We start from the raw sequence: 24,338 nt of genomic DNA, 5'->3' as shown, positions 1-24,338 counted from the left end.
CGCCCCCAAGGGGTGTTCGGTGTGTGTGAGAGAGCTGCGAGGGGGCGTCAGAGGCCGGATTCGAGTCGTCTTTTCAGGGCCCTGCCATAGCTCGCGTAGTCCTCCTCCATTCGGGACCGGGCGGTTTCCACGGTCTCCACGGCGGCCGTGCCGGTGAACTCCTCGGACTCCGTGAATCGCGTTCCGCCGTCACGCGGCTCCAGGACGAAGGAATGTCGCCCTATGAGGACATCTGGAATTCCGCCTTCCCAGGTGAGCCGTCGCGGTGCCTCGTAATGGAGGACCGTGAAACCGTATTCCTCGTCGTTCCCGGTTCCCAGTGACACCTGGGCCCGCAGTCGGGTTCCGGGGAGGATCACCGTGGGGACACCGACGAAACGCAGCGGGGGGTGCCACTGTGCGTATCCCGCGAAGTCGGTCAATTCCCTCCACACGTCTTCCGGGGGAGACGCGATGTCGGTTACCGCGGTGACGACAGGACTGTGCCGCACGTTGCTCATGCCTCCCTGCGGTTCTCCAGGACGATCTTGCCCCGGGCGTGTCCGCCGGCCAGTAGCCGCTGGGCCTCCGCAGCCTGGTCGAGCGGGAATGCCCGGTCGACGTGGACCGTGAGTTTGCCCTCCTCAACGAGCTCCACCAGCCGGGTCAGGTCATCCCCGTCAACGTAGAGGAAGACGTCGATGACCCCTTCGTACTCGGGGCTGGACCGCGTGATGGAAGCGACCCGCGCCCCAGGGGCGGCGAGTGCCCGCGTCGTGGACAGGGAGCCACGCCCCGCGGTGTCGAGCACCGCGTCCACCCCGTCCGGAGCGATCTTCAGCACCTGCTCGACGAGCTCATCGCCGTACCGCACCGGCGTCGCTCCCAGGGAACCGATGAACGCCTGGCTGGCCTCGGAGCCCGTCCCGAGCACCCGTGCGCCCCGGGCCAGCGCGATCTGGACGGCGAGATGTCCGACACCGCCCGCCGCCCCGTGCACCAGCACGGTGTCGTCGGCGCTCACCTTGAGGCTGTGCACGATCGCCTGGTAGGCGGTGAGCCCGGCGACCGGCAGCCCGGCGGCCTGGGCCCAGCTCAGGTTCTTCGGCTTGCGGACGAGCTGGCGCGGTTCGGCCGAGATCTTCTCCGCGTAGGTGCCGTAGTGCATGGCCTGGCCGCGGACGAACCCGATCACCTCGTCGCCCGGTCGGAATCCCGTCGTCGCGGCTCCGGTCTGCTCGACGACCCCGGCGAGATCCCATCCGGGGGTCACCGGAAAGAGAGAGTCCACGAGAGGATCCGCGGCTCCGCTCTGGAATGCCAGATCCGCGGGGTTGAGCGCCGCTGCCTCGATTCTCACCAGAATGAGATCGGAGAACATCTTCGGATCCGGAATGTCGATGACTTCAAGGACCTCGGGTCCGCCGTAGTTCTGGTATTGAACGGCCTTCATGGCTCCAACTTTCCGTTTTCCGTGTGGTTCGGCGTAAACACCTCATGGCGCCGGCGCCTGGGAGGTGCACGGTCAAGCTGACCAGGGACTCAACGGCGGAGCAATGACTGTCTGGGCAACAGGTAATACCTTGGATGCATGAATCAGCTGGAGACCCGGGAACTCGCCTACTTCGTGGCCGTGGCGGAGACGCTGCACTTCGGCCGGGCCGCGGAGCACCTCGGCATCACCCAGCCGCCCCTCTCCCGGGCCGTCGCCCATCTGGAGAGGCGCGTGGGCGTCCCCCTGTTGGAACGCACCACGCGGCAGGTGAGGCTGACCGCCGCGGGCGAGGCCTTCCTGGCCGAGTGCCGCACGATCCTGGCGGCGATGGACACCGCCGTACACAAGGCGCGCAAGGCTGCCGAGCCGCAACGGGTCACCATCGCGGTACGGCCCGCCGCCGGCCCCGGTGTCCTGCCCGCCCTGCTCGCCGCCGGCGCACAGGGCGCACAGGGCGGGCAGGACGGCGTGCTCACCGACGTCGTTTTCACCTACGACGAGATCGGTGCTCTTCGGGACGGCACCGCGGACGTCGCCCTCATGTGTCAGTCGGTTGCCACGCCCGGTCTCGAACTGATGGAACTCGGGCTGGAGCGGCCGGTCGTCCTGCTCCCGGTCGGCCACCCCCTGGCCGACCGCCCGTTCCTGACCCTCGCCGAGGTGGAGGCGCTGCCGGGCTACGAGGCGCAACTGCCGAACGAGGCGCTGGACGCCATGGTCGACCGCGTCGCGCTCGGCCGGCTCGTGGTCGTCGTCGGCGAAAGCGTCCGCGATCGCCTCGGCGGATCCGTACGGGTAGTGCCCGTCCACGGATACCCGGCCACCCAGCTGGTGCTGGCCTGGCTCCCGGCCGCGCGCTCGGCCGTGTCCCGCCTCACCGCGACCGCCCACACCGCGATGGCGCGGCACCGGCCGCGACCGCCGGTCTTGGAGAGCCCCGACCTCAGCGGAACCCGGCTGTACACGGATGGCAGTCAGCAGGAGGCACAGAGGTCACAGCAACATCAGGGCGTGTAGTAGGCCGCGTACCAGGCCGAGTGGCCTGCGGCGGAGAAACCCTCGAAGTCGCCTGCCGCTTCACAGCGGAGCAGTCGTTGCAGTGCGGCTGCGGCTGCGGCTGCGGCTGCGGCTGCGGCTCCGGCTCCGGCTCCGGTTCCGGTTCCGCCTTCAGTTCCGGCTTCGGGTGGGCGCAGGCTCGACAAGTACGCCTTGGTCCTGGCCAGTCCGCTTCCGCACAGCAGCTGAATGTCGATCGAGCAGGCCGCGTCCATGCTCGCGGACTTGGCCTGCCAGATGAGCGGCACGTCTTCGAGAACCCCGGCGTTGAACAGTTGGACGCAGCACAACTTCATCAACTCGGTGTCACCGTCGCCCTGCGCACCCTTCTCCAGCCGGGTTTGGGCGGCGAGCAGATCTCGTACGTCGTCGAGGTCCGCCCCGGCGGGGTGCAGGCCGTAACGGCTCAGGCTCTCGTCCTCGTCCATCGCCATGCTTTCTCGGTGGGAGCGGACACGACTCGTTCCGGGTGAGTGAGATATCGCAGCTCGTCGCTACGGCGGTCGTCCGCTCTCCTGGGCTTCGAGAAGTTCGTCACCATGCTCGACCGCCCAGCGTCCAAGCGCCGTCATCGGACCCTCGACCAGGCTCTGCCCCAAGCCGGTCAGAGCGTAGTCGACGCGCGGCGGCGCCTCGGCGTATGCGTGGCGCTCGATCAGTCCGCCCGCGAGCAGACGGTGCAAGGAGTCCGCCAGAACCTTGTCGCTGATGCCACCGATCGCGGCGCGTAGCTCGCGGCGCCGGCGAGGTCCCGTACGAAGTGCCGCCAGTACAACGGGATCCCAGGTATGGGCGAAGAGATCGGTGGCCGCGCGCAGACGGCAATCGGCGACCAACTCATGGCAGTGGGCGTCGTGTTCAGTCATCTCGCCGCCCATCATCGCGCGTCGGACATGCACCGACCGGTGTGCAACGCCCTCCCTACCGTTGCCACCCGACCCATCACCGTTGGAGAGGCAGGGACACATGCGCATCGGCATCCTGGGGACAGGGACACTGGCGGCGGCACTGGGTGAGGGCTGGGCGCGCGCGGGACATGAGGTGGCGATCGGCGGACGGTCGCGGGCCAAGGCGGAGAAGCTCGCTGAGCGGCTGGGCCGCAGAGCGCTCGCTGTCGCACCGCGTGAGGCGGTCACCGGGTGCGATGCGGTGCTCCTCGCCGTGTCCTGGGACGGCGTTGAGGACATGCTGGGATCGGTGGGCGCGTCCGATGGCGTGCTCGAAGGGATGCCGTTGATCGATCCCACGAACGCCGTCACGCATGGCATCGGCACTCTGCTGACCGAACAGGGCGAGTCGATGGCGGGCCGGATCGCAGGACTTGCTCCGGGAGCCCGGGTCGTGAAGGCATTCCACCTCTTTCCCGCCGACCAGTGGACGAGCCCACCCGATGATGGTCAGTCCCCTGTGACGGTGGCGGTGACGGTGACGGTGGCGATGTGCGGCGACGACGCGAGGGCACTGCACGTCGTCGGCGAACTGGTCCGTGACGTCGGCGGAGTCCCGGCGACTTTGGGGCCCCTGGATCGCGCCCGCCAGCTGGAGGAGGCGGCGGGTTTCGTCATTGGCCTGACCTTCACAGGCTTCGACCCGGGCTCCGCCGTCCCGCACATCCCCTCGAACGTCCCCCAGGCTCGGTGAGATACGGGCACCGGGCACCGGGCGCCGATCGCCGGGCATCCGCCCAAAGCCAATCGTCGGGCATCCGCCCGAAGCCAATCGTCGGGCATCCGCTCGAAGCCAATCGCCGGGCATCCGCCCGAAGCCAAAGGGCACAGCGCCGGCGGCGCTACGCTGCTGTGTCATGCAGGGGACACGCCTCGACAATGCTCGGATCCGGGCGGCTCGCCGCGTGATCGACCCGGTTTTTCTCGACACTCCGCTGTACCGCTGCGAGGCGCTGGAGCCCGAACTCGGGTGCACGGTGAGCGTCAAGCTCGAAACGGCGAATCCGGTCCGCAGCTTCAAGGCCCGCGGCACCGAGGTAGTGGCGAGCCTGCTCGCCGACCAAGGCTCGCAAGCCGTGGTGTGCGCCAGCGCGGGCAATCTCGGCCAAGCCCTCGCTTGGTCCGGTCGCGGACGAGGGCTCGACGTGACCGTCGTGGCATCCCGCTTTGCGACCGTGGCCAAGCTTGATCGCATCCGTGCGTTGGGCGCCAGGTTGGAGCTGGTGGACGGCGACCACGAGATGGCTCGCGAGCGGGCGGCGGCCGTCGCGCGGTACGACGGCATCCGGCTGGTCGAGGACAGCCTGGACCTCGAGACCTGCGAGGGCGCGGCGACCATCGGCCTGGAACTGTTTGAACTGGCGGACACCACGCCGTCGTTCGACACCGTCCTGATCGCTCTCGGCGGCGGGGCGCTGGCCACCGGCGTGGGTCATGTGGTGAAGGCCTTGGCTCCCGAGGTCGAGGTGATCTGCGTCCAGCCGCTGGGCGCACCGGCGCTGACACACTCGTGGCGCACGCGGCGCGTCGTCACCACCGACTCGACCGACACCATCGCCGACGGCGTCGCCGGCCGGTGTCCCATCCCGGCCGTCCTGGACGACCTCCTCCTGGTCGCTGACGATGCCGTCCTGGTCCAGGAGGCGTCGATCATCGCCGGTATGCGGATGCTCCTCGACCACGCCGGCCTCGTCGTCGAACCGTCGGCCGCGCTCGGCATCGCGGCGATCCTCGAAGACCGTGACCGCTTCGCCGGCCGACACGTGGTCACCATCGTGTGCGGCAGCAACGTCGACGTAGAGGCCTATCACCGCTGGGTCGGTACGGCTCCCGTCCACAGGCCCTGACGGTTGCTCAGCGGCCCTTCGGGGAGGAGGCGTTGGCGTGCCAGGCACGGCAGCCCGGCCGAGACGTTCAGGTGCACTGCGGAGGAACGCGCGCAGCAGGGCTGCGGGATCTCGGCGCGGATCGGAAGCGGGGCATGCCGTCGCCGCCGGGTCCGCCCAGGGCGCGTTGAATCCGATCGGGCAGCAGCCCCGTCGGCACACCTCAGTGCCGTGTGCCGTGCGCCGTGTGCCGTGCGCCGTCGAGCGAGCGTCAACCGCTCATCACGCACGCCGCGTACGTACATTCCGAAGCCAACCCGGTGACGTCAGCCGTCGGCCTCCGCCACACCGTCGGGCAGGACACACCGGTCCCGGCGGGCCTGTGCTGCCATGTGCCCCGTAAGCGGCAGCCGCCGTTCGGTGCGACTTGTCTGTCATGGGCGCAGGACGGCCAGCAGTTCGTCCCCGGCGGGGTAGGGGCGTTCCTTGGGCAGCAGCGTGGCCGCGGCGTCCAGCTCGCCGCGGCCTACGAGCCCGTGGACCTTTTGGACGAGCGGAGTCACGTCGTTGATGGCCACCGTCCACTCGTCCGCGTAACGCCCTACGGCCTCGCCGGAAAGCCCGAGTTGGAGTGAGCGGTACGACAGGGGCCTCAGGTGCAGGTCACGCTCGGGATCCCACTGGACACGGGCCGGAGCGCGCTTGAGCTGACGTTGCCAGGTGCCGCGGTCGGGGTGCAGCCCGCGCGCGTAGCTCGACAGGCAGGCGTGGCGCAATGCCCATTCGAAGCCGTCGCGGGTGATCTCGATGGCCAGGACAGTCTCCTGCCCGGCCTTCGTCGCCCAGCCGCAGCGGTACATCATCCACAGGAAGGACGGCTTGATCCACGTCAAGCCTCGTTCACAGCCCTTTCCGTCAAGAGGTGTTCGGGCTGGTCGTCCATGGTCGTACCTCTGACGGTGCTGGGCAGCATCAGCCGCGTTGCTGCCACCAGCGCCGCTTCGGCTCGACCTGCCGAGGATGGTCTGCGGTCTCACCAAAGGCTGGCGGGGTATCCGAGGGGAGGGAGTTCAGGGCGGCGCGGATGCGGTCGAAGGAAGCAATCGCGTGGTGACCGTCGGCGGGCAGTGTCACCCCCAGGCAGACCAATTTGAAACTGTCCCCGCTGAGGCGAGTGCTGATGAACACCGGTGCCCCTACGCACCCCAGCGGCAGGTCTCCGTTCCAACGGATGCTGTCGCCGCTGGTGCGCGTCACCTGGCCGACCACCACAGCCTGCTCTCGGGCACCGTCCTCGATGATGTGACCCAGCACGTAGGCCGCGATCGGGTGCTCACCGAGGCCGGCGATGTCCTCTTCCGCGGCGGCGAGGCCTTCGGTGATCTCGTCAGTCGTCCAACTCCACCCCTTGCGAGCGCCGTGCGCGTGCAATCCGGTGGTGGGCATGACCGCCACTCCCAGGTCGCCGAGATGAGTCCACCCCTCCGCGAAGTCGATCATCATCAGCTTCTCTGCGCTCATCGCGGGTGTGCACAAGCCCGGACGCAGGGTGAACTCGGCCAACTCGATTCTCGCCGGCTCGCTGGCAGTCACGAGGTACTGGCGGATGACCTCGTCTTCGGCGGTCGACTCCACGAGTTCGTTGAACCAGAAGGCCGTGGCGTGTTGTTCCTCCCGGTGGGCTCGCTGGAAGGGAAGCGTCGATCGGCCGACGTGATCGACTATCGCGTCGATGGTCGCACTATGAAGATCGGGTAGGTCGGACATGGCCCGAGAGGCTAGTGCCTGCTCTGAGACGGCTACCGAGATGGCTGACGGTCCAAGGGGCGCTGTCGACCTCGGGGTGGTCCCAGCTCCTCGAGAGTTCCACGATCACCAGGGCAAGATCGGCGCCGTGATCAAGGCAGGCTCCGCCCGCGCGCCACCACTCCTCAGCCTTCGGCGTCGGCAACGCACAAGAGCTTGTCAACGCAGCTGGATGATCCATGTCAAGCCCCGCACATAGTCCTTTTTGAACCGGCCCAACCGTCCCGCGCCGACGTGGAGCGGCTGGTTCTCACAGTTCGAGTGCATGTGAACGGCGGTAGCGTGCTTCCGGAGCCGGACACCGGGAGGGGCGCAGAGTGGCCAAGGCGTGGTGGCTCATGCACGGAGACGTTCGGGTTGGTGAGCTCCGCGAGTACGGGATCGACCAGCCGACGTTCTTGTGCCATTTCGTGCCCGGACCGGGCTGGGAGAGTGTCAGCGCGCTGTTCGAGGCGTGGGCGGCCGTGCAGGGCCCTGACCCGGACGGGAGTCGGCATGCGGAGGCTCTCCGCCCCCTGATGGATCTGGGACTGACCCTGCACCCCTCGGACGGGGGCGCGCCCCTGGGTTGCTTCAGAGACTGCATCCTGCGCATCGATGGGGACATGGCCCGCCTCCGCTACTGACCGGCGCTGTTCGCGTCCGTCCGGGCGAGCGCTGTTAAGGTTCGGCGCCGTGAGTACAGATATCCATGGCGGCATCGAGTTTCGCCATCCCGGCGTCGGTACCGACTACTACGACGGCGAGCCATGGGTGGCCGCCATGGACCTCTGGCCGCTGTATGACGAGACTGGCTACGCAGCCTTCGGTTGTCTCTTCGGAGTGCGCAACTACGCGGGCTTTCAACCGCTTGCACCAGACCGTGGCCTTCCCGTCGATCTGTCGAGCGGGATGCGCTCGCAGTTGAGTCCATGGGCCGCATCAGATGACCTGCGCAGCGCGAGCTGGGTCAGCTGGGCAGAGCTGGCCTCGATCGACCCCGCGGTAACACCTGATCACTTCATCGGACGACTGACGTGGAGCACGAAGTCGCTGCCGTCAACCCTGCAGCAACAGCTTGTTTCCGACTCGTGGCCGCCGGAAGCTCTGTCCGCAGTAGGCGTGCCGCCGGCCAACCTGCACGACGCGAAGGGACGCGTGGAGTGGGCTACCGACGAACTGACCTGTACATACGAGCCGTTGACGGTCGGCGCGGTCCTGGGGAATGAGACTCACTGGCCGCACGTCTTCGCTGTGATGAAGGCCCTGGCCGGCCGCTTCGGAGACGAAGGCGTTCGCCTGGTCGTGGCCTTCGACTGACTACGCGGAGCCCGCCCTTCGCAAACGCAGGGGAACGCTGTCGGACCCCGCTCGCGAGCCACCCGCTGTCCTCCAAGCGTCCAACTGGTCCGCTCAGCGGTCAACCCGTAACCCGGCGAGCCCTCCCTGCCGCGCCACCAACAGCATGCATGTGGTCTGTGAACGCGGCTTGGTGACCCATGTCAAGCCGCGTTCACGACCCTTTTCCTGCTGTGCGAGCACGTCGTAACGCAGGGTCGGGCCGTCATCGAAGCAGTGGCGCACTCCGAGTTCAGCGGCGCCGGCGAAGTCGCTGACTGTGGACACACGGAGAGGGTGGCCCTTCGCGATCCGCAGGAGGCTGGGCAGTACGCCTGATGACCGGCGGTGTCCAGGACCAGGTCCATCCCCGGTCCCTGAGGGTTGCGCGTACGGGGGTTCCGCCCGCCTGATCGCGGCCTCGGCCAGGGGTGAAGCTCTGGTCCGTCCGGTCGGCTCGCCGAGCGATCTTGGGCCGGTTCTCGCAGGATGGTGCCGGTTGCCCGGCTCCGTGACCGCCCGCGGGCAGCCGTTCCCGTGCCCGGCGGTGCTCGCCGACTCATCACTCAGGGAGCAGCTCGTGGCAGTGACGGCGCTATGTCGGCGTCCGGCACGGCTCCGCGACGCCGGCTGGTCGGGCCCTCGGCCACCGAGCGGCGAGATACGGCGAACGGCACCGCCTCCAACCGTGGTCCGAAGGGCCGTCGGCCTGTACGGCACGCACTGCGGCAGGGGCGACCAGGCATGAGGCCGACTGGCTCCCGGGCGGGCCCGTCGGGCGGTCCTGGACCAACCGTGCCCACCAACGGAGAGGCTTACCGTGCGAATGACCGACATTCAGCGCTCCGAGGTCCGCCCCGGGCTCCTGGTCGAGTGGACGCTCGATCCGGCGGCGGCCGTCGAGACGGCGACGGGCCTGCCCGAGGACTCCCGGCCGCCGTCGTATGCCCAGGAGACGCACATCCGAACGGTTCGATCGGTGCGCGAAGACGGTCTGTTCATGCCGACCTGGCTCGGTACGGCATTCGACATGCCGGGCGGGGTCGATCTCCTCGTGCTGCAGGACGCACTGCGGAGCTGGACTCTCCGGCACGAGACCTTGCGCAGCGGTTTCGGCTGGGTCGGCGACGAACTGCGCCGGTTCACGTTCGACGCCGAGGCAGTGTCACTGCGCCGCGAGGTGGTCGGCGACTTCCCCGACGCGGAGGGACTAGCCGAGCATCTCCAGCACCGATTCGACGTAGCGGCCCACGCACTCAGCTGGCCGAACTTCATCTACGCGGCGGTCGTCCGGGACGACTGCACAACCGTGTACATGGCCTTCGACCACGGCAACGTCGACTCGTACTCCATTCAGCGCATCCCCGCCGAGATCCACGAGCTGTGCATGGTGGGCGCCGAGGGCCGCGCCGTGGAGGAGACGCCAATCGGCAGCTACGTCGACTTCTGCGAGATCGAACGCACGGACGCGGACCAGATCGACGTCACACACGAGGTCGTCGCACGCTGGCGGGGGTTCATAGGGCGGTGCGACGGGAAGCTGCCGAACTTTCCTGTCGATCTCGGCCTGGGTCCCAGCGGCGAACTGCCCACACAGAAGCTCCTGCACGAAATGATCGTGGGTGCCGACGACGCCGCCGCGTTCGAGATGTCCTGCCGGCCCTTCGGCGGGAGTATGGTCGGCGTCCTGGCCGCCACGAGCCTCGTTGTCCACAAGATCGGCGGGGAGCCCGTCTACCGGACGGTTGTGCCGTTCCATACGAGGGCGAAGCCCGAATGGCGGGGCTCCGTGGGCTGGTACGTCGGCGGCGTGCCGATCGAGATTCCCACTGCGCAGGCACCCGACTTCCAGAGCGTCCTGGAGATCGTGCGCACCGAACTACGCGCCAACAGACCGCTGGCCCGTATACCCAACGCCCGGGTACTGCGTCTGCTCGGCTCGGACTTCCACAAGACCTCGCCGGACATGTACTCGTTCGTCTCGTTCGTCGACGCCCGGGGCATCCCCGGATCCGAGCGGTGGGCCGAGTTGAAGGCGTACGGCCTGGTCAGGGTGTCCTACGGCGACAAGGTGTGCGCATGGTTCAACAGGCTGCATGAGGGCGTGTACTTTGCCTGCCGCTACCCCGACACCGACATCGCACGCAAGAACATGCGACTGTACGTCGAGCAGATGCGGGAAGTCATCGTCTCGGTGGCCCGCAACGGCCTGGGCGCGCCGCTCTGACGCCCCTGCGTCTGCAGCATGAAGCGGAGCTGGACGGGCTACGGCATCGCAAAGTCGTGGTCACCGCTCACGATGTGGCTTGCGCCGGGTCTTGATTTCGGTTGCGGTAAGACGCTCCGCGAACCGGTTGTCTGGTGATGCTTCCCGCAAGACCGCCCACAGGTCCCTTTCGAAGTCCTCCAGGCCGGTGCCGAACTCCGCGACGCCTGGCCTGCTGTCCGGCCTCCGCCGGCGGATTCGGGCTGTGAACGCGGCTTGATGGCCCATGTCGGTGTGGTTCTTGCATGGCGTACAGCGTGGGGTCGGCAGGTTCAGGCGGCCACCGACTTTCGACTGCCGTTCACTGGGGCGGAGAGCGGCCGCGTCGGTGGCCCAGCAACTCCGGTGTCTGCTTCGGCAACAGGTCGCTGCGCTCCTCGCGGTGGCCGGTGACCGCGATGTCCGTTGGGCGGTCACGGAATCGCGAGGCACCCTCGCGCGTTGAGCGGAGTGGGCGTGGCATGCCGGTGGTGTGCGAGCCGATGACCCCGAGTGACCGAGCTGACAGATACAGATATTGGAGGGGCCGCAATGGCTGTGCAGACGCAGAGGGCCGTGCTGGCGGGGGGATGCTTCTGGGGCATGGAGGACCTGATCCGCCGACTCCCGGGCGTGACGGCGACCCGGGTCGGATACACCGGGGGTGACGTGCCGAACGCGACGTACCGGAACCATGGCACGCACGCGGAGGCCATTGAGATCCTTTTCGACCCCGCGAGGACGGATTTCCGCGCGATCCTGGAGTTCTTCTTCCAGATCCACGACCCGAGCACCAAGAACCGCCAGGGCAACGACATCGGCCTCAGCTACCGCTCGGCGATCTACTACGTGGACGACGAGCAGAAGCGAATCGCCGAGGACACGATCGCGGACGTGGACGCTTCCGGACTCTGGCCGGGCAAGGTCGTCACCGAGGTGGAGCCGGTCGGCCCCTTCTGGGAGGCCGAGCCCGAGCACCAGGACTACCTGCAGCGTTACCCGGACGGCTACACCTGCCACTTCCCGCGCCCGGGATGGCGGCTGCCCGCCCGCGCGGAGGGCTGACCGCGAGGCGGCCCGGCGAAAGGCAAGGCGGAGGCTGACCGGCCGAGGCTCCGCAGCCGGGCCGTGCCTGCGCTCACCCCTGCGGGGCAGGCGGTGTCCCGCTGCGGATGCGGGGTGCCGACGGCTTGGCGGGACCGGGGCAAACCGAGTAACCCCTTCCGGACCGACTCGGGCGCCTCTTGTCCCACCGGCCACCGGCCACCGGCCACAGGCCACCGGCCACCGGCTGGACAGGCGTGGCCACGACCGACGCCTCACGCGGACTGACGCCTGACGCGCACCGCTTCAGCGCTGCGGGCGGCCTCCAGCCGGCCAGTGGCCCTTCCCGACCCGCAGCCGTCGCTCAGTGCGGCAGCGTCGCCGGGCTCCCCCCGTTCGCCTCGTAGCCAGCCACCGCCAGGGCCCGGTACACCGCGTAGTCCGCGGCCGGGTCGGCCGTCAGTGTCCAGGGCAGGGCGCCCACGTGGCCGTCTATGTGCACCAGCTGGTTCATCGCCTCCGACCAGCGTTCGCCGCGGACCAGGAAGAAGACCAGCAGGTGGCGGACGTGGGCGAGCATCGGGTCGTCGGCGCGGGCCGAGTGCACTGCGAAGAGGGCGCCGTGGACCGCCTTGGTCACGACCTCGCTCTGGTAGAAGCCGCTGACCAGGTTGACCTCGGGGAGGTGCTCGAAGACCGCGAACAGCGGCATCGCGGCCAGGAGGGAGCCCCGGGGAGCCCGGGCCGCCGCCGCCTCCGCGAAGGAGTACGCCGTCTCGCGCGAGCCGTGCCACTTCTCGCACCAGTAGTGCAGCGCCGCCAGATGGGCCCCCATGTGCGCGGGTGCGCGGTCCAGGATCTTCAGCCAGAGCTTCTCGAACTCCGCCTGGGAGTAGGCGAGCCCGCGGCCCACGGACAGCTCGATGATGTACGGGATCGGGTCGCCCGGAGACAGCAGCGCGGCCTCGCCGCAGGCCGCCCTCGCCTCCTCCATGATGATCCGGAACTCGTCCGTCCCCGGCGTCGACGTACGCCACGCCTGCTGAACCAGGAACTCCGCGTGCACGGCGGCGCCGCCCGCGTCCTTGGGCTGCTCGGCCCGCCACACCCGCAGCCACTGCCCGCCGGGGGAGTCGCTCACCCCGCCGGGGCGCTGCTGCAGCTCCAGCGACGCGGCGCCCGCGAAGGCCTGCACGCGCTGCCAGCGCCGCTCGCCCTCGATCTCGGTGCCGGCCAAAAGCTGTGACGCCGCCCGGTAGTCCTGGGTGCGCTGCACCAGGTCCAGGACCTCCACCAGGTCCTGGTCGGGGCCGGGCATGCGGATGTCCAGCTCCTCCTGGCGAAGGAAGCCGTAGTTCGCAGGGTCGGCCGCGTCCGGGTCGCCCGGAGCGACCTGTTGGATACCACCGGCACGCCTGCGCAGAAGGAACGGCCAGAGGATGAGGCTCACCATGAGCATCGCCATCAGGACCCAGAGAATCTCCATGCCTCAAGCGAACCAGACTCGTCCGACAATTGGCGAACCCGGTCGGCGCTCCTGTGGAAACTGGTCGGCCGGTCCTGTGGAAAACCACCGGCGACTCCCGCGGCACAGGCTCCCGCACCGCGCCCGCCGTCACTTTCTCCGCGAGCGCACTACCCTCGGTGCCCATGAGCGACAGGCACATCAGTCAGCACTTCGAAACCGTGGCGATCCACGCGGGCAACACCGCCGATCCCCTAACCGGCGCGGTCGTCCCGCCGATCTACCAGGTTTCGACCTACAAGCAGGACGGCGTCGGCGGTCTGCGCGGCGGCTACGAGTACAGCCGCAGCGCCAACCCCACCAGGACCGCCCTGGAGGAGAACCTCGCCGCCCTGGAGGGCGGCCGCCGCGGGCTCGCGTTCGCGTCCGGACTGGCGGCCGAGGACTGCCTGTTGCGTACGCTGCTCAGCCCGGGCGACCACGTGGTCATCCCCAATGACGCGTACGGCGGTACGTTCCGCCTCTTCGCGAAGGTCGTCTCCCGGTGGGGCGTGGAGTGGTCGGTCGCCGACACCAGCGACCCCGCGGCCGTACGGGCCGCCATCACCCCGAAGACGAAGGCCGTCTGGGTGGAGACCCCCTCCAACCCCCTCCTCGGGATCACCGACATCGCCGCGCTCTCGCAGATCGCGCGCGAGGCCGGCGCGAAGCTGGTCGTCGACAACACCTTCGCCAGCCCCTACCTCCAGCAGCCGCTCGCGCTCGGCGCGGACATCGTCGTGCACTCGCTGACCAAGTACATGGGCGGCCACTCGGACGTCGTCGGCGGCGCCCTCGTGGTCGCCGATCAGGAGCTCGGCGAGGAGCTCGCCTACCACCAGAACGCGATGGGCGCGGTCGCCGGGCCCATGGACGCCTGGCTGGTGCTGCGCGGCATCAAGACGCTCGCCGTCCGCATGGACCGGCACAGCGAGAACGCCACCCAGGTCGCGGAGATGCTGACCCGGCACGCGCGCGTGACGCGCGTTCTGTACCCGGGCCTTGCGGAGCACCCCGGTCACGAGATCGCCGCCAAGCAGATGAAGGCGTTCGGCGGCATGGTCTCCTTCCAGGTCGAGGGCGGCGAGGAGGCGGCCGTCGAGGTCTGCAACCGCGCCAAGGTGTTCACGCTGGGCGAGTCCCTGGGCGGTGTCGAGTCCCTGATCGAGCACCCGGGGCGCATGACACACGCGTCCGTGGCCGGGTCCCTCCTGGAGGTCCCCGCCGATCTCGTACGCCTCTCTGTAGGCATCGAAAACATCGACGACCTCCTCCAGGACCTCAAGCAGGCCCTGGGCTAGTCACCGACAGGCTCACCAGTGGGCTCACCAGCGGGCTCATCGACGGGCTCACCAGTTGGTCAGCGGTGGAGTCGTCTCCGACGGCGGCTCCACCCACGGCTGGGTCAGCGACGCCCACACCACGAAGGCCACGGCCGCCGCGAACAGCAGCAGCCACACCAGCCGCCTCGCCGCCCTCCTGCGGCGCAGCATCCGCCCGCCCCGGCGCAGCGCCTCCCCGTACAGATCGGGCGGCACGGACGGCTGCGGCTCCTCCAGGATCCGGCGGACGTCCGCCTCCCTGCGGCTCATCGAGCTCATGACGGTGCCACCTTCGCGATCACCGGAGCGGCCTCCCGCGGCGGATGCAGCAGCGTGGCCATGGCACGCGCGCAGATCGCCCGTACGCGCTCCGTGGGCAGCCCAAGAAGTGCCGCGGCCTGCTCCTCGGCGACGCCCTCGTACAGGCGCAGCACGAGGATCAGCCGTTCCTGGGGACTGAGGCACCACAGGACGCTGCCGGTTTTCGGGTGGCTCCGGGGGTGTGCCCAGCCGAGGCTGCCGTACTGATGCCATGCCCCGCGCGCGAAGCGCACGGCCAGCTGCTGCCGGGTCCGGTCGTACGGGTCCTCGCCACGCAGCCGGTCCCAGGAGGCGTACGTATGGGCCAGGGCCGCCGTGAGCAGGTGCCGCGCGCGCGGGTTGTCGTCGGGAGGCTCTGCCGTGAGCAGGGTGGCGGCATGCAGCAGCCGCCCTGCCGCGCCCGCGACGAAAGCCTCGAACTCCCGGGCCCGGCGGGCGTTCTGGGACGCCTGCCGCTCTCGCACCGCGCCTCCCGGCTGAGGGAAACCGGGCCCTGGAGGCGCACGCGGAGGACAGCCGCGTACGACAGGACCCGGTCTCATATGAGGCCAGGCGCGGGTCCCCGGTCAAGAGGGCGTCGCCGATGCGGTGTGCCCGGGCGGTCAGGTGGACTCCGGTGCCTCCGCGGAGGGCGACGCGGCCATGCGGGCGGAGAGGGCGAGGTTGAAGCGGGTGAGCAGCGTGCAGAAGGCCGCGCGCTCCTCGGGGGCCCACTCCTGGGTCAGCTCGGCCATCAACTGACGCCTGGAGGACCGTACTTCCTCCAGGCGGGAGAGCCCGCGCGGCGACAGCTGGAGCACCACGGCCCGTCCGTCCTCCGGGTGGGAGGTGCGCTTGACGAGCCCGGTGTCGACGAGCGGGGCGACCTGCCGGGTGACCGTCGACGAGTCGATGCCCATGCTCGCGGCGAGTGCCTTGACGCCCATGGGCCCCTCCTTGTCGAGGCGGTTGAGCAGCAGGTATGCGGCGCGGTCCATCGAGTTGCGCACCTGACCGACTCCGCCGAGCCGGGTCTGTTCGGCACGGCGGGCGAACACCGCTACCTCGTGCTGCAGCGATTCGAGAAGACCGCTGTCACCGACGGTCGTCATGTCCATCGACATTTCAGGTGTTGTGGGCATGGCCGGGGGCTCTATTCATGCGACGGGGCTGGGTTGGGGGACAGAGTACGCGGACGGGGGGCGGGCCGTACCTGCGCTGAGGAAACCGGTCTCGGACGTTGGTCACAGCCGGTGTGGCGCCGCGTGAACTGCGAGACTGGTGGTCATGAGCTACCGCACGGCTGACTCCTTGCCGCTGGTGACCCTCGACGACGTACGCGGCGCCCAGAAGATGCTCACGGGCGTGGCGCGGATGACCGCCATGGAGGGCAGCAGGCACCTGTCCCGGCTGGTGGGCGCGCCGGTCCACCTCAAATGCGAGAACCTCCAGCGGACGGGTTCGTTCAAGCTGCGCGGCGCGTACGTGCGGATCGCCGGGCTGAGCCCCGAGGAGCGGGCCGCGGGCGTGGTCGCGGCGAGCGCGGGCAACCACGCGCAGGGCGTCGCCCTGGCCTCCTCGCTGCTGGGCGTGCGTTCCACGGTGTTCATGCCCAAGGGTGCCCCGCTGCCGAAGGTCGCGGCGACCCGGCACTACGGCGCCGAGGTGCGCGCGCACGGCACGGTGGTGGACGAGACGCTGGCCGCCGCGCAGGAGTACGCGGCCGAGACGGGTGCCGTCCTCATCCACCCCTTCGACCATCCCGACATCATCGCCGGGCAGGGCACGGTCGGCCTGGAGATCCTGGAGCAGTGCCCGGAGGTGCGCACGATCGTCGTCGGGATCGGCGGCGGCGGGCTCGCCGCGGGTATCGCGGTCGCCGTGAAGGCGCTGCGGCCGGACGTACGGATCGTGGGGGTGCAGGCGGCGGGCGCCGCCGCGTACCCGCCCTCGCTGGCGGCCGGGCACCCGGTGTCCATCGAGAACCCCGCGACGATGGCCGACGGCATCAAGGTCGGGCGGCCCGGCGACGTGCCGTTCGGGATCATCGGCGACCTGGTGGACGAGGTCCGTACGGTCTCGGAGAACGCTCTGTCCAGCGCGCTGCTGCTCTGCCTGGAGCGGGCCAAGCTGGTCGTCGAACCGGCCGGCGCCAGTCCCGTCGCCGCGCTGCTGAGCCGGCCGGACTCCTTCGAGGGGCCGGTCGTGGCCGTGCTGTCCGGCGGGAACGTGGACCCGCTGCTGATACAGCGCATCCTGCGCCACGGCATGGCCGCGGGCGGCCGCTACCTCGCGGTCACGCTGCGGCTGACCGACCGCCCCGGTGCTCTGGCCACACTTCTCGGGGTGTTGTCGGAGGTGGACGCCAACGTCCTCGACGTGAGCCACGTACGGACCGACCCACGGCTCGGGCTCACGGAGGTGGAGGTCGAGCTGCACCTGGAGACGAAGGGGCCGGAGCACTGTGCCGAGGTGAACTCGGCGCTGCGGAAGGCGGGTTACACGGTCATCGACTGAGACCGGACCCGACCGCGCGGGCCGCGCTGCGGCCGCAGGTGGGACGGCGGCCTGAGACGCGGCGGCCGGCCGGGACGGGACATGGTGAAGCCCCCGGGGCCTGGAATTCGCCGGGCACCGGGGGCTCACCAGGGGCGACGCGCTGGACGGGTCGCGAGGCGCAGGGGCTGCGCGACGCGACGCGGGAACTACGCGGCGTACGGCTTGGCCTCCAGGATCTTCACCGTGGCGAGCTTGCCGTTCGGCAGCTCGTACTCGGCGTCCTGGCCGATCTTCTTGCCGTTCACGCCGGAGCCCAGCGGGGACTGCGGCGAATACGTCTCGACGTCCGAGCTCGCGTACTCGCGCGAGGCGAGCAGGAACGTGAGCGTGTCGTCCTCGTCGCCGTCGAAGGCGATGGTCACGACCATGCCGGGCGCGACCGCGCCGTCGGCCGCCGGGGCCTCGCCCACCTTGGCGTTCTCCAGGAGCTGGGTCAGCTGGCGGACCCGGAGCTCTTGCTTGCCCTGCTCCTCCTTGGCCGCGTGGTACCCGCCGTTCTCACGCAGATCGCCCTCCTCGCGCGCAGCCGCGATCTTGGCGGCGATTTCCGTGCGCGCAGGACCAGACAGGTGATCCAGCTCGGCCTTGAGCTGGTTGTACGCCTCCTGGGTCAGCCAGGTGACGTTCTCGCTGGTCTGGGTCACAGGTGCTCCTCGTAGGTACTGGGAATACAAAGCATCGCCCTACCCAGAAGAATGTTCCTTCTCGGGTGGGCGAAACCACGAGCCTAACAATTCACGGCCCGAAGGGGGAGGACATAAGCCATCAGAAATACGTAGACGCAGGTCAGTGACCAGTTGCCCAGGGTGACATCCGTCAGCGGCGGGACCAGGACTCGGCCGACGGGACCGGGACCCGGGGTCGGCGGGACCGTTGACTCAGCTCGCGTGGCAGCCGAGGAGCTCGGCGGTCGTGCCGGGGGCCGTCGTACGGAGGGTGACGACCTTGTCGATGCGCGTGGCGTCCTGGTCGAAGCGGAAGTCCGCGCGGCCCACCTCGGTGCCGTCCTCGGCCTGCGAGCGGATCGTGCAGTAGCCGGTCGCGCCCGCGTCCTTGCGGACTTCCAGGTGTACCTTCACCGAGGCGTCCGAGAGGTCGTAGGTGATGATCTCGGCGCTGATCTTGTTGCCGCCGACGTAGTAGTAGGCGAAATAGCCGACGAGAGCGAGCAGAGCCGCCCCCAGTACCGCACCGATGATCCTGAGCTTGCGGTCGGCGCGCTCGTCCGCCGACCGGCCGTACCGGCCCTCGGGCAGCTGCACCGTACTCATGATCGTCCTCTCCGGGGCGAGTGGGCGAGTGGGCGGGTTCGGGGCCCGGAATTATTCGCCCGCCGATTCGGTCACTATAGAAGCGCCGATCGCGCCGTTCGACACAGGCGCCGACTTACGAGGATTGAGTCTTGACTGACCAGCTGCGACTGATGGCCGTCCACGCCCACCCCGACGACGAGTCGTCGAAGGGCGCGGCCACCATGGCGAAGTACGTGTCCGAGGGGGTGGACGTGCTGGTCGTGACCTGCACGGGCGGGGAGCGCGGCTCCATCCTCAATCCGAAGCTTCAGGGGAACAAGTACGTCGAGGAGAACATCCACGAGGTACGCAAGAAGGAGATGGACGAGGCCCGCGCGATCCTCGGCGTCAAGCAGGAGTGGCTCGGTTTCGTGGACTCGGGGCTGCCCGAGGGCGACCCGCTGCCGCCGCTGCCCGAGGGCTGCTTCGCCCTGGAGGATGTGGACAAGGCGTCCGGCGAGCTGGTCCGCAGGATCCGCGCCTTCCGCCCGCAGGTGATCACCACCTACGACGAGAACGGCGGCTATCCGCACCCCGACCACATCATGACCCACAAGATCTCGATGGTGGCATTCGAGGGCGCGGCGGACACCGAGAAGTACCCGGAGTCGGAGTTCGGCCCGGCCTTCCAGCCGCGGAAGCTCTACTACAACCAGGGCTTCAACCGCCCGCGCACCGAGGCGCTGCACCACGCCATGCTGGAGCGCGGCCTGGAGTCGCCGTACGGGGACTGGCTGAAGCGCTGGGACGAGTTCGAGCGCACCGAGCGCACGCTGACCACGCACGTTCCGTGCGCCGACTTCTACGAGATCCGCGACAAGGCCCTCATCGCCCACGCCACGCAGATCGACCCCGACGGCGGCTGGTTCCGGGTCCCGATGGAGCTCCAGCGGAAGGTCTGGCCGACGGAGGAGTACGAGCTCGCGAAGTCTCTCGTCGATACCTCCCTACCCGAGGACGACCTCTTCGCGGGCATCCGCGACAATGCCTGACATGAGCGCAAGCCTGGCACTGACACACCTCGTCCCCCTCGCCAAGGAGGTCGACGAGAACAAGGTCACCCCCGGCGTCCTCGGCTTCATCGTTTTCGCGGTGATGGCCGTGGCCGTGTGGGGGCTGATGAAGTCCATGAACCGGCAGCTGGGGAGGGTCGACTTCACGGAGGAGGCCGACCCGAAGGCAACGCCTTCCGGGAAGGCGGCCGGGTCGGCCTGATCCGGGGGCACGCCCGCGGAGGCGCGAAGGGCTGAGCCCGGGCCCCGAGAGGCTCGGTCGGGACGAGGCCTGATGCGGTGATCTGCCAGTCGGTGGCGTCACCGCGTCAGGCCCCGGGACCCGCGTGCCTCACCCCCGCCGAGCCGACACCGCCACCCCCATCACCTCCCGCGCATGCCGGTTCGGCACCATGCCCAGGCGCCAGGCTCGCCAGCCGGCGTCCAGGTCGGCGCCACGTTCGAGGAGCAGTTGGTACGCCTCGATGTAGTCGTCCAGTTTTCCGTCGCGGGTCGGGTGGGCGGTGCGGGAGAGCTGGGCCAGTTCCTCCTGGGCCACCGCCGTGCCGACCTCCACGCCGCCCGGGGAGGCGTAGGGGAGGAGCGTGCAGCGCAGGAAGCGGGCCCAGTCCTCGCCGCGGCGGTCGCCGTACGAGGCGAAGAGGGACGCGGCCTCGTCGCAGAGGGCGAGGGCCGGCTGGGTGCGGGCGTTGCCGGCGTCCACCACCGCCAGTTCCAGGCAGGTCCAGGCCTCGCCGTGGGCGACGCCGATCCGCTGGAAGTCGGCCCGCGCGTCCACCAGGAGCTGGCGGGCGAAGCCCGAGTTCCGCAGTGAACCGGTCTGGGCGGCACGCTGGTCGCGGGTCACCCGGGCCGAGTGGTGCCGGGCGCACGCCAGGCCGTACACGTCGCGGATGCGGGAGAACATCGTGCGCGAGCGTTCCAGTTCGCGGACCGCCTGGTCGAGGTTGCCCGTCTCCTCCAGGGCCTGGCCGAGGTAGTACACCGTCCAGGCCTCGCCCCGCGTGTCCTCGTTGTCGCGGTGGCGGGAGACCGCCTGGCGCAGGCCGTCCACGGCCGAGGACGGGTCGCCGTCGACCAGCCGGGCCCGGGCGAGCTGGGTGAGGGCCCAGGCCTCGCCGCGGGCGTCGCGCGTGCGGCCGTACAGGTCGAGGGCCTCGCGGAGCTCGGACTCCGCGCGCGGTACGTCGCCCATGCGCAGACCCAGCTGGCCGAGCTGGAAGTGGGCCCACGCCTCGCCGTGCACGGACTCGCCCTCACGGTGCAGGACCAGGGCCTGGGTGAGGAGGCTGAGCGCCTCGCGCAGCCTTGCGCGGTCCCGTTCCACGGCCGCCAGCGCGTGCATCGTCCAGGCGCGGTCCGCCGCGAGCTCGGGGGAGGCCTGGAGGTCCATGGCCTCCTGGAGCTTGGCCGCCGCCTCCGTGAGGTTGCCCTGGTGGTGGAGGGTGATCCCGAGGGAGCAGAGCGCCCGTGCCGCGCCCGCGTCGTGGTGGGCCTCGAAGTAGAGGTCCACCACCGTCGCCAGTTGCGTCCGCGCCTTGTCCAACTCGCCGAGCTGGCGGGCCGCGATACCCGTACGCCACTGGACCGAGCGCACCAGCAGCCCCTGGTCGACGGCCTGCGTCAACTCGCTGATCTCGCCCAGGCGGTAGAGGTCGCCGCGCAGCAGGCAGTAGTCGCACAGCGCGCCCAGCAGGTTGAGCACCGCCTCCTGGTTGACGCCCTCCGCGTGCCGCAGGGCCGCCGTGATGAAGCTCGACTCGTCGTCCAGCCAGCGCAGGGCCGCGTCCAGCGAGGTGAAGCCGTGCGGGCCGAACTGGTCGGCGCGGGTGGACGTCTTGCCGTCGACCATCCGGATCACCGAGTCGGCGAGCTCGGCGTAGTTCGCGATGAGACGCTCCTGCGCGGCCGTGCGCTCGGCCGGCTCCTCCTCGTCGAGGAGGCGGGCCTGCGCGAAGGCGCGTACGAGGTCGTGCAGGCGGTAGCGGCTGCCGCGGACGTGGTCGATGAGGCCCGCGCGGGACAGGGCCTCCAGGTGGCGGGTCGCCTCCGGCTCGTCCGTCGCGAGCAGAGCCGCCGCCGCGGCCGCGCCCAGCGAGGCGCGGCCCGCCAGCGCGAGCCGGCGCAGCAGCCGCCGGCCCGTGTCCGACTGGTCGGTGTAGCGCAGCCACAGCACCCGTTCGACCGGCTCGACCGGTCCGTACGCCGCCAGGTCGGCGGCGAGCCCGCTCGGCGTACGCGGGCCGAGGGACGAGCCCGCGATGCGCAGCGCCAGCGGGAGGCCGCCGCACAACTCCCTTACCCGTTCGGTGGATTCGGCGTCGTACGGAGCCGAACTGTCCTGCGCCGCAGCTTTCAGGAGCTCCTCGGCGCCGGGCGCGGTCAGCGGCTCCACCGCGAGCTGGTGCACCCAGGCGGGGAGGTCGGCGGGCAGGTCGAGAGGTTTGCGGGCGGTGACCACGACGAGGCTGTCGGAGCGCTCGGGCACGAGCGTGCGCACCTGCTCCACATCGCTCGCGTCGTTGAGCACGATCGTCACCGGGAGGCCGGTCAGATGCTTGTGGTAGAGCTCGGAGAGCCGCCTGACCTGCTGATCCTGCGAGGAACGCTCACGGAACAGCAGCTGCTCGCGGGGTGCGCCCAGCCGGTTGAGCAGATGCAGCAGCGCGTCGCGGGTCGTCAGCGGCGACTCCTCCGGGCTGTCGGCCCGCAGGTCCACCACGCACGCGCCGCGGAACTGGTCCTTCAGCTCGTGCGCCGCCCGGACGGCGAGGGTGCTGCGGCCGGATCCGGGCGCGCCGTACAGCACGACCACCGTCGGCTTGGTCTCCGTGCTCGCGCGGGCCGCGTGCACCCAGTGCGCGACCCGCAGCAGCTCCTGCCGACGGCCCGCGAACGGCCCGACCGGCTCGGGAAGTTGGCCGAACGACTGCTCCAGGACGCTCCGCCTGCGGGCCGCCGCGCTCTTGTCCGTACGCCGCAGCTGGGGCGCCCCCTTCTTCGCGCCGGTGGACGCGGTGAGGACGCGCTGCTGGTCGAAGAACGGGCGGACGCCGCGTACCTCCAGGGCGGTCAGCCACGCGAGGCGCAGCTGCTGCGGGCCGCCGGGCTGGCCGAGGGCCCCCGCCCGGCGGCCCGCGGCCGGCAGATGGGAGGCCGTCACCTTCGCCACCGTGGCCGCGGCGCCCGCGACGCCGACGACCGCGCCGGCGCCCACCGCGATGCCCGTGCCGGTACCGAGCGCCAGGTCCGTGACGACGGCCGCGAGCGCGGCAACGGCCGCCACCAGCAGGGGAGTTCCGGCGCCCTCGCGGGCGTACCGCTGCCCGAAGGTCAGCCGGCCCGCTTCCGCCTCGTCCAGCGCCGAGGTGAACGCCTCGTACTCCTCCGCGGCCGTCTGGGCCATGGTGTCCAGAGCGGCCCGCGCCCGCGACAGCAGGACGCCTCCGTCGGCCCGCCCGCCCGAGCGCCGGACCTCCTCCTCCACGGCCCGGACCAACAGCCGTTCGGCCTCCGCCCGATGGCTGTCCCGCATATCGCGTCCCCCTCCAGCAGCAACTCCTTGGCCATCAAGTGTCCTTCGTGAGGGGCTTGAGCGCGAGGGGGCGGCGATCAACGGCGGCGGATCGGTGACCTTTGAATCACTCGATCGTTTTTATGACTGTCGGGTGGATTGTCGAACGGGGGCAGTGTGAGCAACCTTGGGGTGGATGAGTCGACCGGATTGATTCCGGTTGCGTCCTACGCGCGTACGTCGGAGGACTTTCGGCAGCGTGATGGTCACGGTGTGCGCTACCAGCTGCGGATCAATGAACGGGCTGCGCATCAATACGGTTGCACGGTGGTTGCCGCATACAGCGACAACGGCCGTAGCGCGTCCAAGGCGGGAGCGACAAGACCCGAATTCGACCGCTTGCTCGTGGACCTTGCACGTGGGCACACGGGCAACGGACAGCGGATCGCAGGGGTCGTCTGTGTCGCCGACGACCGGTTGTACCGCCGTGCAGAGGACCTGGCTCACTTTTTCGCCGCACTGACCAGTCGGCCGGGACGGATCTACGTCGACCCGCAGGGAGTCCGAGATCCCTACTCGCAGGAGGGGCTGCTGCAGGCGGTGCGATCACTGGAAGCGGCGGTCGCGGAAACGCGGGTAAGGGGCCGACGTCTGTCGGACTGGCACTGGGCTCGTGCTGTCGAAGGTGTGCCGCACAGCGGGCCGCGGCCGTTCGGGTGGCAGGAGGACCGGATCACGCTGCATCCCGTTGAGGCGACACTGGTCGAGAAGGCCATCGTCGACCGGGTGGGTGGGAAAACGGTCCGTGCCATCGCACACGAATGGTGCGACCTCGGTGTGACCGGAACCCGAGGCGGCAGGCCCAACCCCGCGACGGTCACGTAGATCATGACGATGCCCAGAGTCTGCGGTTATCGAGCCAACAAGGGGGAACTGCTGCTGGTGCCGGAGACAGGGCAGCCAGTGCTGGGGCAGTGGCAACCCATCGTGACGCCGGACCGGTGGCAGGCGGTGTGCTCGACGTTTTCCGCAGGCAGCCTGTATATGCACAGAGGCAGTGGGGCACCGAGACTCAAGGGGAAGAGAGCCGCTCCCCGCTACCTTGCCAGTGGCATCCTC

General features: G+C 69.7%; 27 protein-coding genes. 12 read left to right on the top strand and 15 right to left on the bottom strand.

What is annotated here, in order from left to right:
• Positions 1-47: 47 nt before the first annotated feature.
• The gene (locus tag OHA11_RS16180) at positions 48-500 is read right to left on the bottom strand and encodes an SRPBCC domain-containing protein (RefSeq protein WP_266496820.1); all 453 of its coding nucleotides are present in this window, start codon (positions 498-500) and stop codon (positions 48-50) included.
• On the bottom strand, positions 497-1,432 hold the full coding sequence (locus OHA11_RS16175) for an NADP-dependent oxidoreductase (protein ID WP_266496819.1): 936 nt from the start codon (positions 1,430-1,432) through the stop codon (positions 497-499). The genes OHA11_RS16180 and OHA11_RS16175 overlap by 4 nt, the downstream gene beginning before the upstream one ends.
• A gap of 138 nt (positions 1,433-1,570) precedes the next feature.
• Here OHA11_RS16175 and OHA11_RS16170 point away from each other — a divergent pair, with 138 nt between their 5' ends.
• Positions 1,571-2,491 carry a LysR family transcriptional regulator gene (locus OHA11_RS16170; protein WP_266496818.1) on the top strand — a complete coding sequence of 307 codons (921 nt, stop codon included), beginning with the start codon at positions 1,571-1,573 and terminating at the stop codon, positions 2,489-2,491.
• On the opposite strand, the gene OHA11_RS16165 is transcribed toward OHA11_RS16170, so the two are convergent.
• Together OHA11_RS16165 and OHA11_RS16160 are read right to left on the bottom strand one after the other, a co-directional pair.
• Positions 2,479-2,964 (bottom strand): hypothetical protein, encoded by a 486-nt coding sequence (locus tag OHA11_RS16165; RefSeq protein WP_266496817.1) that lies wholly within the window; start codon positions 2,962-2,964, stop codon positions 2,479-2,481. The genes OHA11_RS16170 and OHA11_RS16165 overlap by 13 nt on opposite strands.
• A 60-nt stretch (positions 2,965-3,024) precedes the next feature.
• Positions 3,025-3,396 carry a helix-turn-helix domain-containing protein gene (locus tag OHA11_RS16160; RefSeq protein ID WP_266496816.1) on the bottom strand — a complete coding sequence of 124 codons (372 nt, stop codon included), beginning with the start codon at positions 3,394-3,396 and terminating at the stop codon, positions 3,025-3,027.
• Here OHA11_RS16160 and OHA11_RS16155 point away from each other — a divergent pair.
• Both OHA11_RS16155 and OHA11_RS16150 read left to right on the top strand, forming a co-directional pair.
• Positions 3,335-4,171 (top strand): NADPH-dependent F420 reductase, encoded by an 837-nt coding sequence (locus tag OHA11_RS16155; protein WP_266496814.1) that lies wholly within the window; start codon positions 3,335-3,337, stop codon positions 4,169-4,171. The genes OHA11_RS16160 and OHA11_RS16155 overlap by 62 nt on opposite strands.
• Positions 4,172-4,334: 163 nt before the next feature.
• Complete coding sequence (locus tag OHA11_RS16150; protein WP_266496813.1) at positions 4,335-5,324, top strand: threonine/serine dehydratase; 990 nt, start codon at positions 4,335-4,337, stop codon at positions 5,322-5,324.
• Between the two features lie 413 nt (positions 5,325-5,737).
• Here the strand turns inward: OHA11_RS16150 and OHA11_RS16145 are convergent, their stop codons facing one another.
• Together OHA11_RS16145 and OHA11_RS16140 are read right to left on the bottom strand one after the other, a co-directional pair.
• Positions 5,738-6,166: a DUF4291 domain-containing protein gene (locus OHA11_RS16145; RefSeq protein WP_266507211.1), complete on the bottom strand. Its 429-nt coding sequence runs from the start codon at positions 6,164-6,166 to the stop codon at positions 5,738-5,740.
• Between the two features lie 109 nt (positions 6,167-6,275).
• Positions 6,276-7,070 (bottom strand): hypothetical protein, encoded by a 795-nt coding sequence (locus OHA11_RS16140; protein ID WP_266496812.1) that lies wholly within the window; start codon positions 7,068-7,070, stop codon positions 6,276-6,278.
• A 377-nt stretch (positions 7,071-7,447) separates the two neighbouring features.
• Between OHA11_RS16140 and OHA11_RS16135 the strand changes: the two genes are divergently transcribed.
• On the top strand, positions 7,448-7,735 hold the full coding sequence (locus OHA11_RS16135; RefSeq protein ID WP_266496810.1) for a hypothetical protein: 288 nt from the start codon (positions 7,448-7,450) through the stop codon (positions 7,733-7,735).
• A gap of 49 nt (positions 7,736-7,784) precedes the next feature.
• The gene (locus tag OHA11_RS16130; RefSeq protein ID WP_266496809.1) at positions 7,785-8,408 is read left to right on the top strand and encodes a hypothetical protein; all 624 of its coding nucleotides are present in this window, start codon (positions 7,785-7,787) and stop codon (positions 8,406-8,408) included.
• A gap of 93 nt (positions 8,409-8,501) precedes the next feature.
• Here OHA11_RS16130 and OHA11_RS16125 read toward each other — a convergent pair whose 3' ends face one another.
• Entirely contained in the window at positions 8,502-8,714 is a 213-nt protein-coding gene (locus OHA11_RS16125) for a hypothetical protein (RefSeq protein WP_266496808.1), read from the bottom strand.
• A 538-nt stretch (positions 8,715-9,252) separates the two neighbouring features.
• Here OHA11_RS16125 and OHA11_RS16120 point away from each other — a divergent pair.
• Entirely contained in the window at positions 9,253-10,653 is a 1,401-nt protein-coding gene (locus OHA11_RS16120; RefSeq protein ID WP_266496807.1) for a condensation domain-containing protein, read from the top strand.
• 340 nt (positions 10,654-10,993) lie between these two features.
• On the opposite strand, the gene OHA11_RS16115 is transcribed toward OHA11_RS16120, so the two are convergent.
• Positions 10,994-11,155: a hypothetical protein gene (locus tag OHA11_RS16115; RefSeq protein ID WP_266496805.1), complete on the bottom strand. Its 162-nt coding sequence runs from the start codon at positions 11,153-11,155 to the stop codon at positions 10,994-10,996.
• A 68-nt stretch (positions 11,156-11,223) separates the two neighbouring features.
• On the opposite strand from OHA11_RS16115, the gene msrA reads away from it, so the two are divergent.
• The gene (msrA, locus tag OHA11_RS16110; RefSeq protein WP_266496803.1) at positions 11,224-11,736 is read left to right on the top strand and encodes a peptide-methionine (S)-S-oxide reductase MsrA; all 513 of its coding nucleotides are present in this window, start codon (positions 11,224-11,226) and stop codon (positions 11,734-11,736) included.
• Positions 11,737-12,079: 343 nt separating this feature from the next.
• Here msrA and OHA11_RS16105 read toward each other — a convergent pair whose 3' ends face one another.
• Complete coding sequence (locus OHA11_RS16105) at positions 12,080-13,201, bottom strand: hypothetical protein (protein ID WP_266496801.1); 1,122 nt, start codon at positions 13,199-13,201, stop codon at positions 12,080-12,082.
• Between the two features lie 164 nt (positions 13,202-13,365).
• Here OHA11_RS16105 and OHA11_RS16100 point away from each other — a divergent pair, with 164 nt between their 5' ends.
• Entirely contained in the window at positions 13,366-14,520 is a 1,155-nt protein-coding gene (locus OHA11_RS16100) for a cystathionine gamma-synthase (RefSeq protein WP_266496800.1), read from the top strand.
• Positions 14,521-14,568: 48 nt separating this feature from the next.
• On the opposite strand, the gene OHA11_RS16095 is transcribed toward OHA11_RS16100, so the two are convergent.
• The 3 genes from OHA11_RS16095 to OHA11_RS16085 form a co-directional block, all read right to left on the bottom strand.
• Complete coding sequence (locus tag OHA11_RS16095) at positions 14,569-14,811, bottom strand: hypothetical protein (RefSeq protein ID WP_266507209.1); 243 nt, start codon at positions 14,809-14,811, stop codon at positions 14,569-14,571.
• A 5-nt stretch (positions 14,812-14,816) separates the two neighbouring features.
• Entirely contained in the window at positions 14,817-15,326 is a 510-nt protein-coding gene (locus OHA11_RS16090; protein WP_266496799.1) for a sigma factor-like helix-turn-helix DNA-binding protein, read from the bottom strand.
• Between the two features lie 138 nt (positions 15,327-15,464).
• Complete coding sequence (locus tag OHA11_RS16085) at positions 15,465-15,965, bottom strand: MarR family winged helix-turn-helix transcriptional regulator (protein ID WP_266496797.1); 501 nt, start codon at positions 15,963-15,965, stop codon at positions 15,465-15,467.
• Positions 15,966-16,128: 163 nt separating this feature from the next.
• On the opposite strand from OHA11_RS16085, the gene ilvA reads away from it, so the two are divergent.
• The gene (gene ilvA / locus OHA11_RS16080; RefSeq protein ID WP_266496796.1) at positions 16,129-17,358 is read left to right on the top strand and encodes a threonine ammonia-lyase; all 1,230 of its coding nucleotides are present in this window, start codon (positions 16,129-16,131) and stop codon (positions 17,356-17,358) included.
• Positions 17,359-17,546: 188 nt separating this feature from the next.
• Here the strand turns inward: ilvA and greA are convergent, their stop codons facing one another.
• Together greA and OHA11_RS16070 are read right to left on the bottom strand one after the other, a co-directional pair.
• On the bottom strand, positions 17,547-18,044 hold the full coding sequence (gene greA / locus OHA11_RS16075) for a transcription elongation factor GreA (protein ID WP_266496794.1): 498 nt from the start codon (positions 18,042-18,044) through the stop codon (positions 17,547-17,549).
• Positions 18,045-18,278: 234 nt separating this feature from the next.
• Positions 18,279-18,671 carry a DUF4307 domain-containing protein gene (locus OHA11_RS16070; protein WP_266496792.1) on the bottom strand — a complete coding sequence of 131 codons (393 nt, stop codon included), beginning with the start codon at positions 18,669-18,671 and terminating at the stop codon, positions 18,279-18,281.
• 152 nt (positions 18,672-18,823) lie between these two features.
• On the opposite strand from OHA11_RS16070, the gene mca reads away from it, so the two are divergent.
• Together mca and OHA11_RS16060 are read left to right on the top strand one after the other, a co-directional pair.
• Complete coding sequence (gene mca, locus OHA11_RS16065) at positions 18,824-19,684, top strand: mycothiol conjugate amidase Mca (protein WP_266507207.1); 861 nt, start codon at positions 18,824-18,826, stop codon at positions 19,682-19,684.
• Positions 19,677-19,907 carry a hypothetical protein gene (locus tag OHA11_RS16060; protein WP_266496790.1) on the top strand — a complete coding sequence of 77 codons (231 nt, stop codon included), beginning with the start codon at positions 19,677-19,679 and terminating at the stop codon, positions 19,905-19,907. Before mca ends, OHA11_RS16060 begins: the two co-directional genes overlap by 8 nt.
• A gap of 129 nt (positions 19,908-20,036) precedes the next feature.
• Here OHA11_RS16060 and OHA11_RS16055 read toward each other — a convergent pair whose 3' ends face one another.
• Positions 20,037-23,240, bottom strand: coding sequence for a tetratricopeptide repeat protein (locus tag OHA11_RS16055; RefSeq protein ID WP_266496788.1), 3,204 nt, complete (start codon positions 23,238-23,240; stop codon positions 20,037-20,039).
• Between the two features lie 171 nt (positions 23,241-23,411).
• Between OHA11_RS16055 and OHA11_RS16050 the strand changes: the two genes are divergently transcribed.
• Positions 23,412-24,104: a recombinase family protein gene (locus OHA11_RS16050; protein WP_266496786.1), complete on the top strand. Its 693-nt coding sequence runs from the start codon at positions 23,412-23,414 to the stop codon at positions 24,102-24,104.
• The last annotated feature ends 234 nt before the right edge of the window (positions 24,105-24,338 follow it).

Origin of the sequence: Streptomyces sp. NBC_00878 (assembly GCF_026341515.1) — a bacterium.
In the GTDB taxonomy this organism is placed as follows: domain Bacteria; phylum Actinomycetota; class Actinomycetes; order Streptomycetales; family Streptomycetaceae; genus Streptomyces.
This window is presented reverse-complemented; position numbering and strand designations above follow the sequence as displayed.

Bases quoted from the DNA above. Each gene is read 5' to 3' on its own strand.
- OHA11_RS16180 (WP_266496820.1), bottom strand. From the start codon at position 500: ATGAGCAACGTGCGGCACAGTCCTGTCGTCACCGCGGTAACCGACATC.
- OHA11_RS16175 (WP_266496819.1), bottom strand. From the start codon at position 1,432: ATGAAGGCCGTTCAATACCAGAACTACGGCGGACCCGAGGTCCTTGAA.
- OHA11_RS16170 (WP_266496818.1), top strand. From the start codon at position 1,571: ATGAATCAGCTGGAGACCCGGGAACTCGCCTACTTCGTGGCCGTGGCG.
- OHA11_RS16165 (WP_266496817.1), bottom strand. From the start codon at position 2,964: ATGGCGATGGACGAGGACGAGAGCCTGAGCCGTTACGGCCTGCACCCC.
- OHA11_RS16160 (WP_266496816.1), bottom strand. From the start codon at position 3,396: ATGACTGAACACGACGCCCACTGCCATGAGTTGGTCGCCGATTGCCGT.
- OHA11_RS16150 (WP_266496813.1), top strand. From the start codon at position 4,335: ATGCAGGGGACACGCCTCGACAATGCTCGGATCCGGGCGGCTCGCCGC.
- OHA11_RS16145 (WP_266507211.1), bottom strand. From the start codon at position 6,166: ATGATGTACCGCTGCGGCTGGGCGACGAAGGCCGGGCAGGAGACTGTC.
- OHA11_RS16140 (WP_266496812.1), bottom strand. From the start codon at position 7,070: ATGTCCGACCTACCCGATCTTCATAGTGCGACCATCGACGCGATAGTC.
- OHA11_RS16135 (WP_266496810.1), top strand. From the start codon at position 7,448: ATGCACGGAGACGTTCGGGTTGGTGAGCTCCGCGAGTACGGGATCGAC.
- OHA11_RS16120 (WP_266496807.1), top strand. From the start codon at position 9,253: ATGACCGACATTCAGCGCTCCGAGGTCCGCCCCGGGCTCCTGGTCGAG.
- OHA11_RS16115 (WP_266496805.1), bottom strand. From the start codon at position 11,155: ATGCCACGCCCACTCCGCTCAACGCGCGAGGGTGCCTCGCGATTCCGT.
- msrA (WP_266496803.1), top strand. From the start codon at position 11,224: ATGGCTGTGCAGACGCAGAGGGCCGTGCTGGCGGGGGGATGCTTCTGG.
- OHA11_RS16105 (WP_266496801.1), bottom strand. From the start codon at position 13,201: ATGGAGATTCTCTGGGTCCTGATGGCGATGCTCATGGTGAGCCTCATC.
- OHA11_RS16100 (WP_266496800.1), top strand. From the start codon at position 13,366: ATGAGCGACAGGCACATCAGTCAGCACTTCGAAACCGTGGCGATCCAC.
- OHA11_RS16095 (WP_266507209.1), bottom strand. From the start codon at position 14,811: ATGAGCCGCAGGGAGGCGGACGTCCGCCGGATCCTGGAGGAGCCGCAG.
- OHA11_RS16085 (WP_266496797.1), bottom strand. From the start codon at position 15,965: ATGTCGATGGACATGACGACCGTCGGTGACAGCGGTCTTCTCGAATCG.
- ilvA (WP_266496796.1), top strand. From the start codon at position 16,129: ATGAGCTACCGCACGGCTGACTCCTTGCCGCTGGTGACCCTCGACGAC.
- OHA11_RS16070 (WP_266496792.1), bottom strand. From the start codon at position 18,671: ATGAGTACGGTGCAGCTGCCCGAGGGCCGGTACGGCCGGTCGGCGGAC.
- mca (WP_266507207.1), top strand. From the start codon at position 18,824: ATGGCCGTCCACGCCCACCCCGACGACGAGTCGTCGAAGGGCGCGGCC.
- OHA11_RS16060 (WP_266496790.1), top strand. From the start codon at position 19,677: ATGCCTGACATGAGCGCAAGCCTGGCACTGACACACCTCGTCCCCCTC.
- OHA11_RS16055 (WP_266496788.1), bottom strand. From the start codon at position 23,240: ATGCGGGACAGCCATCGGGCGGAGGCCGAACGGCTGTTGGTCCGGGCC.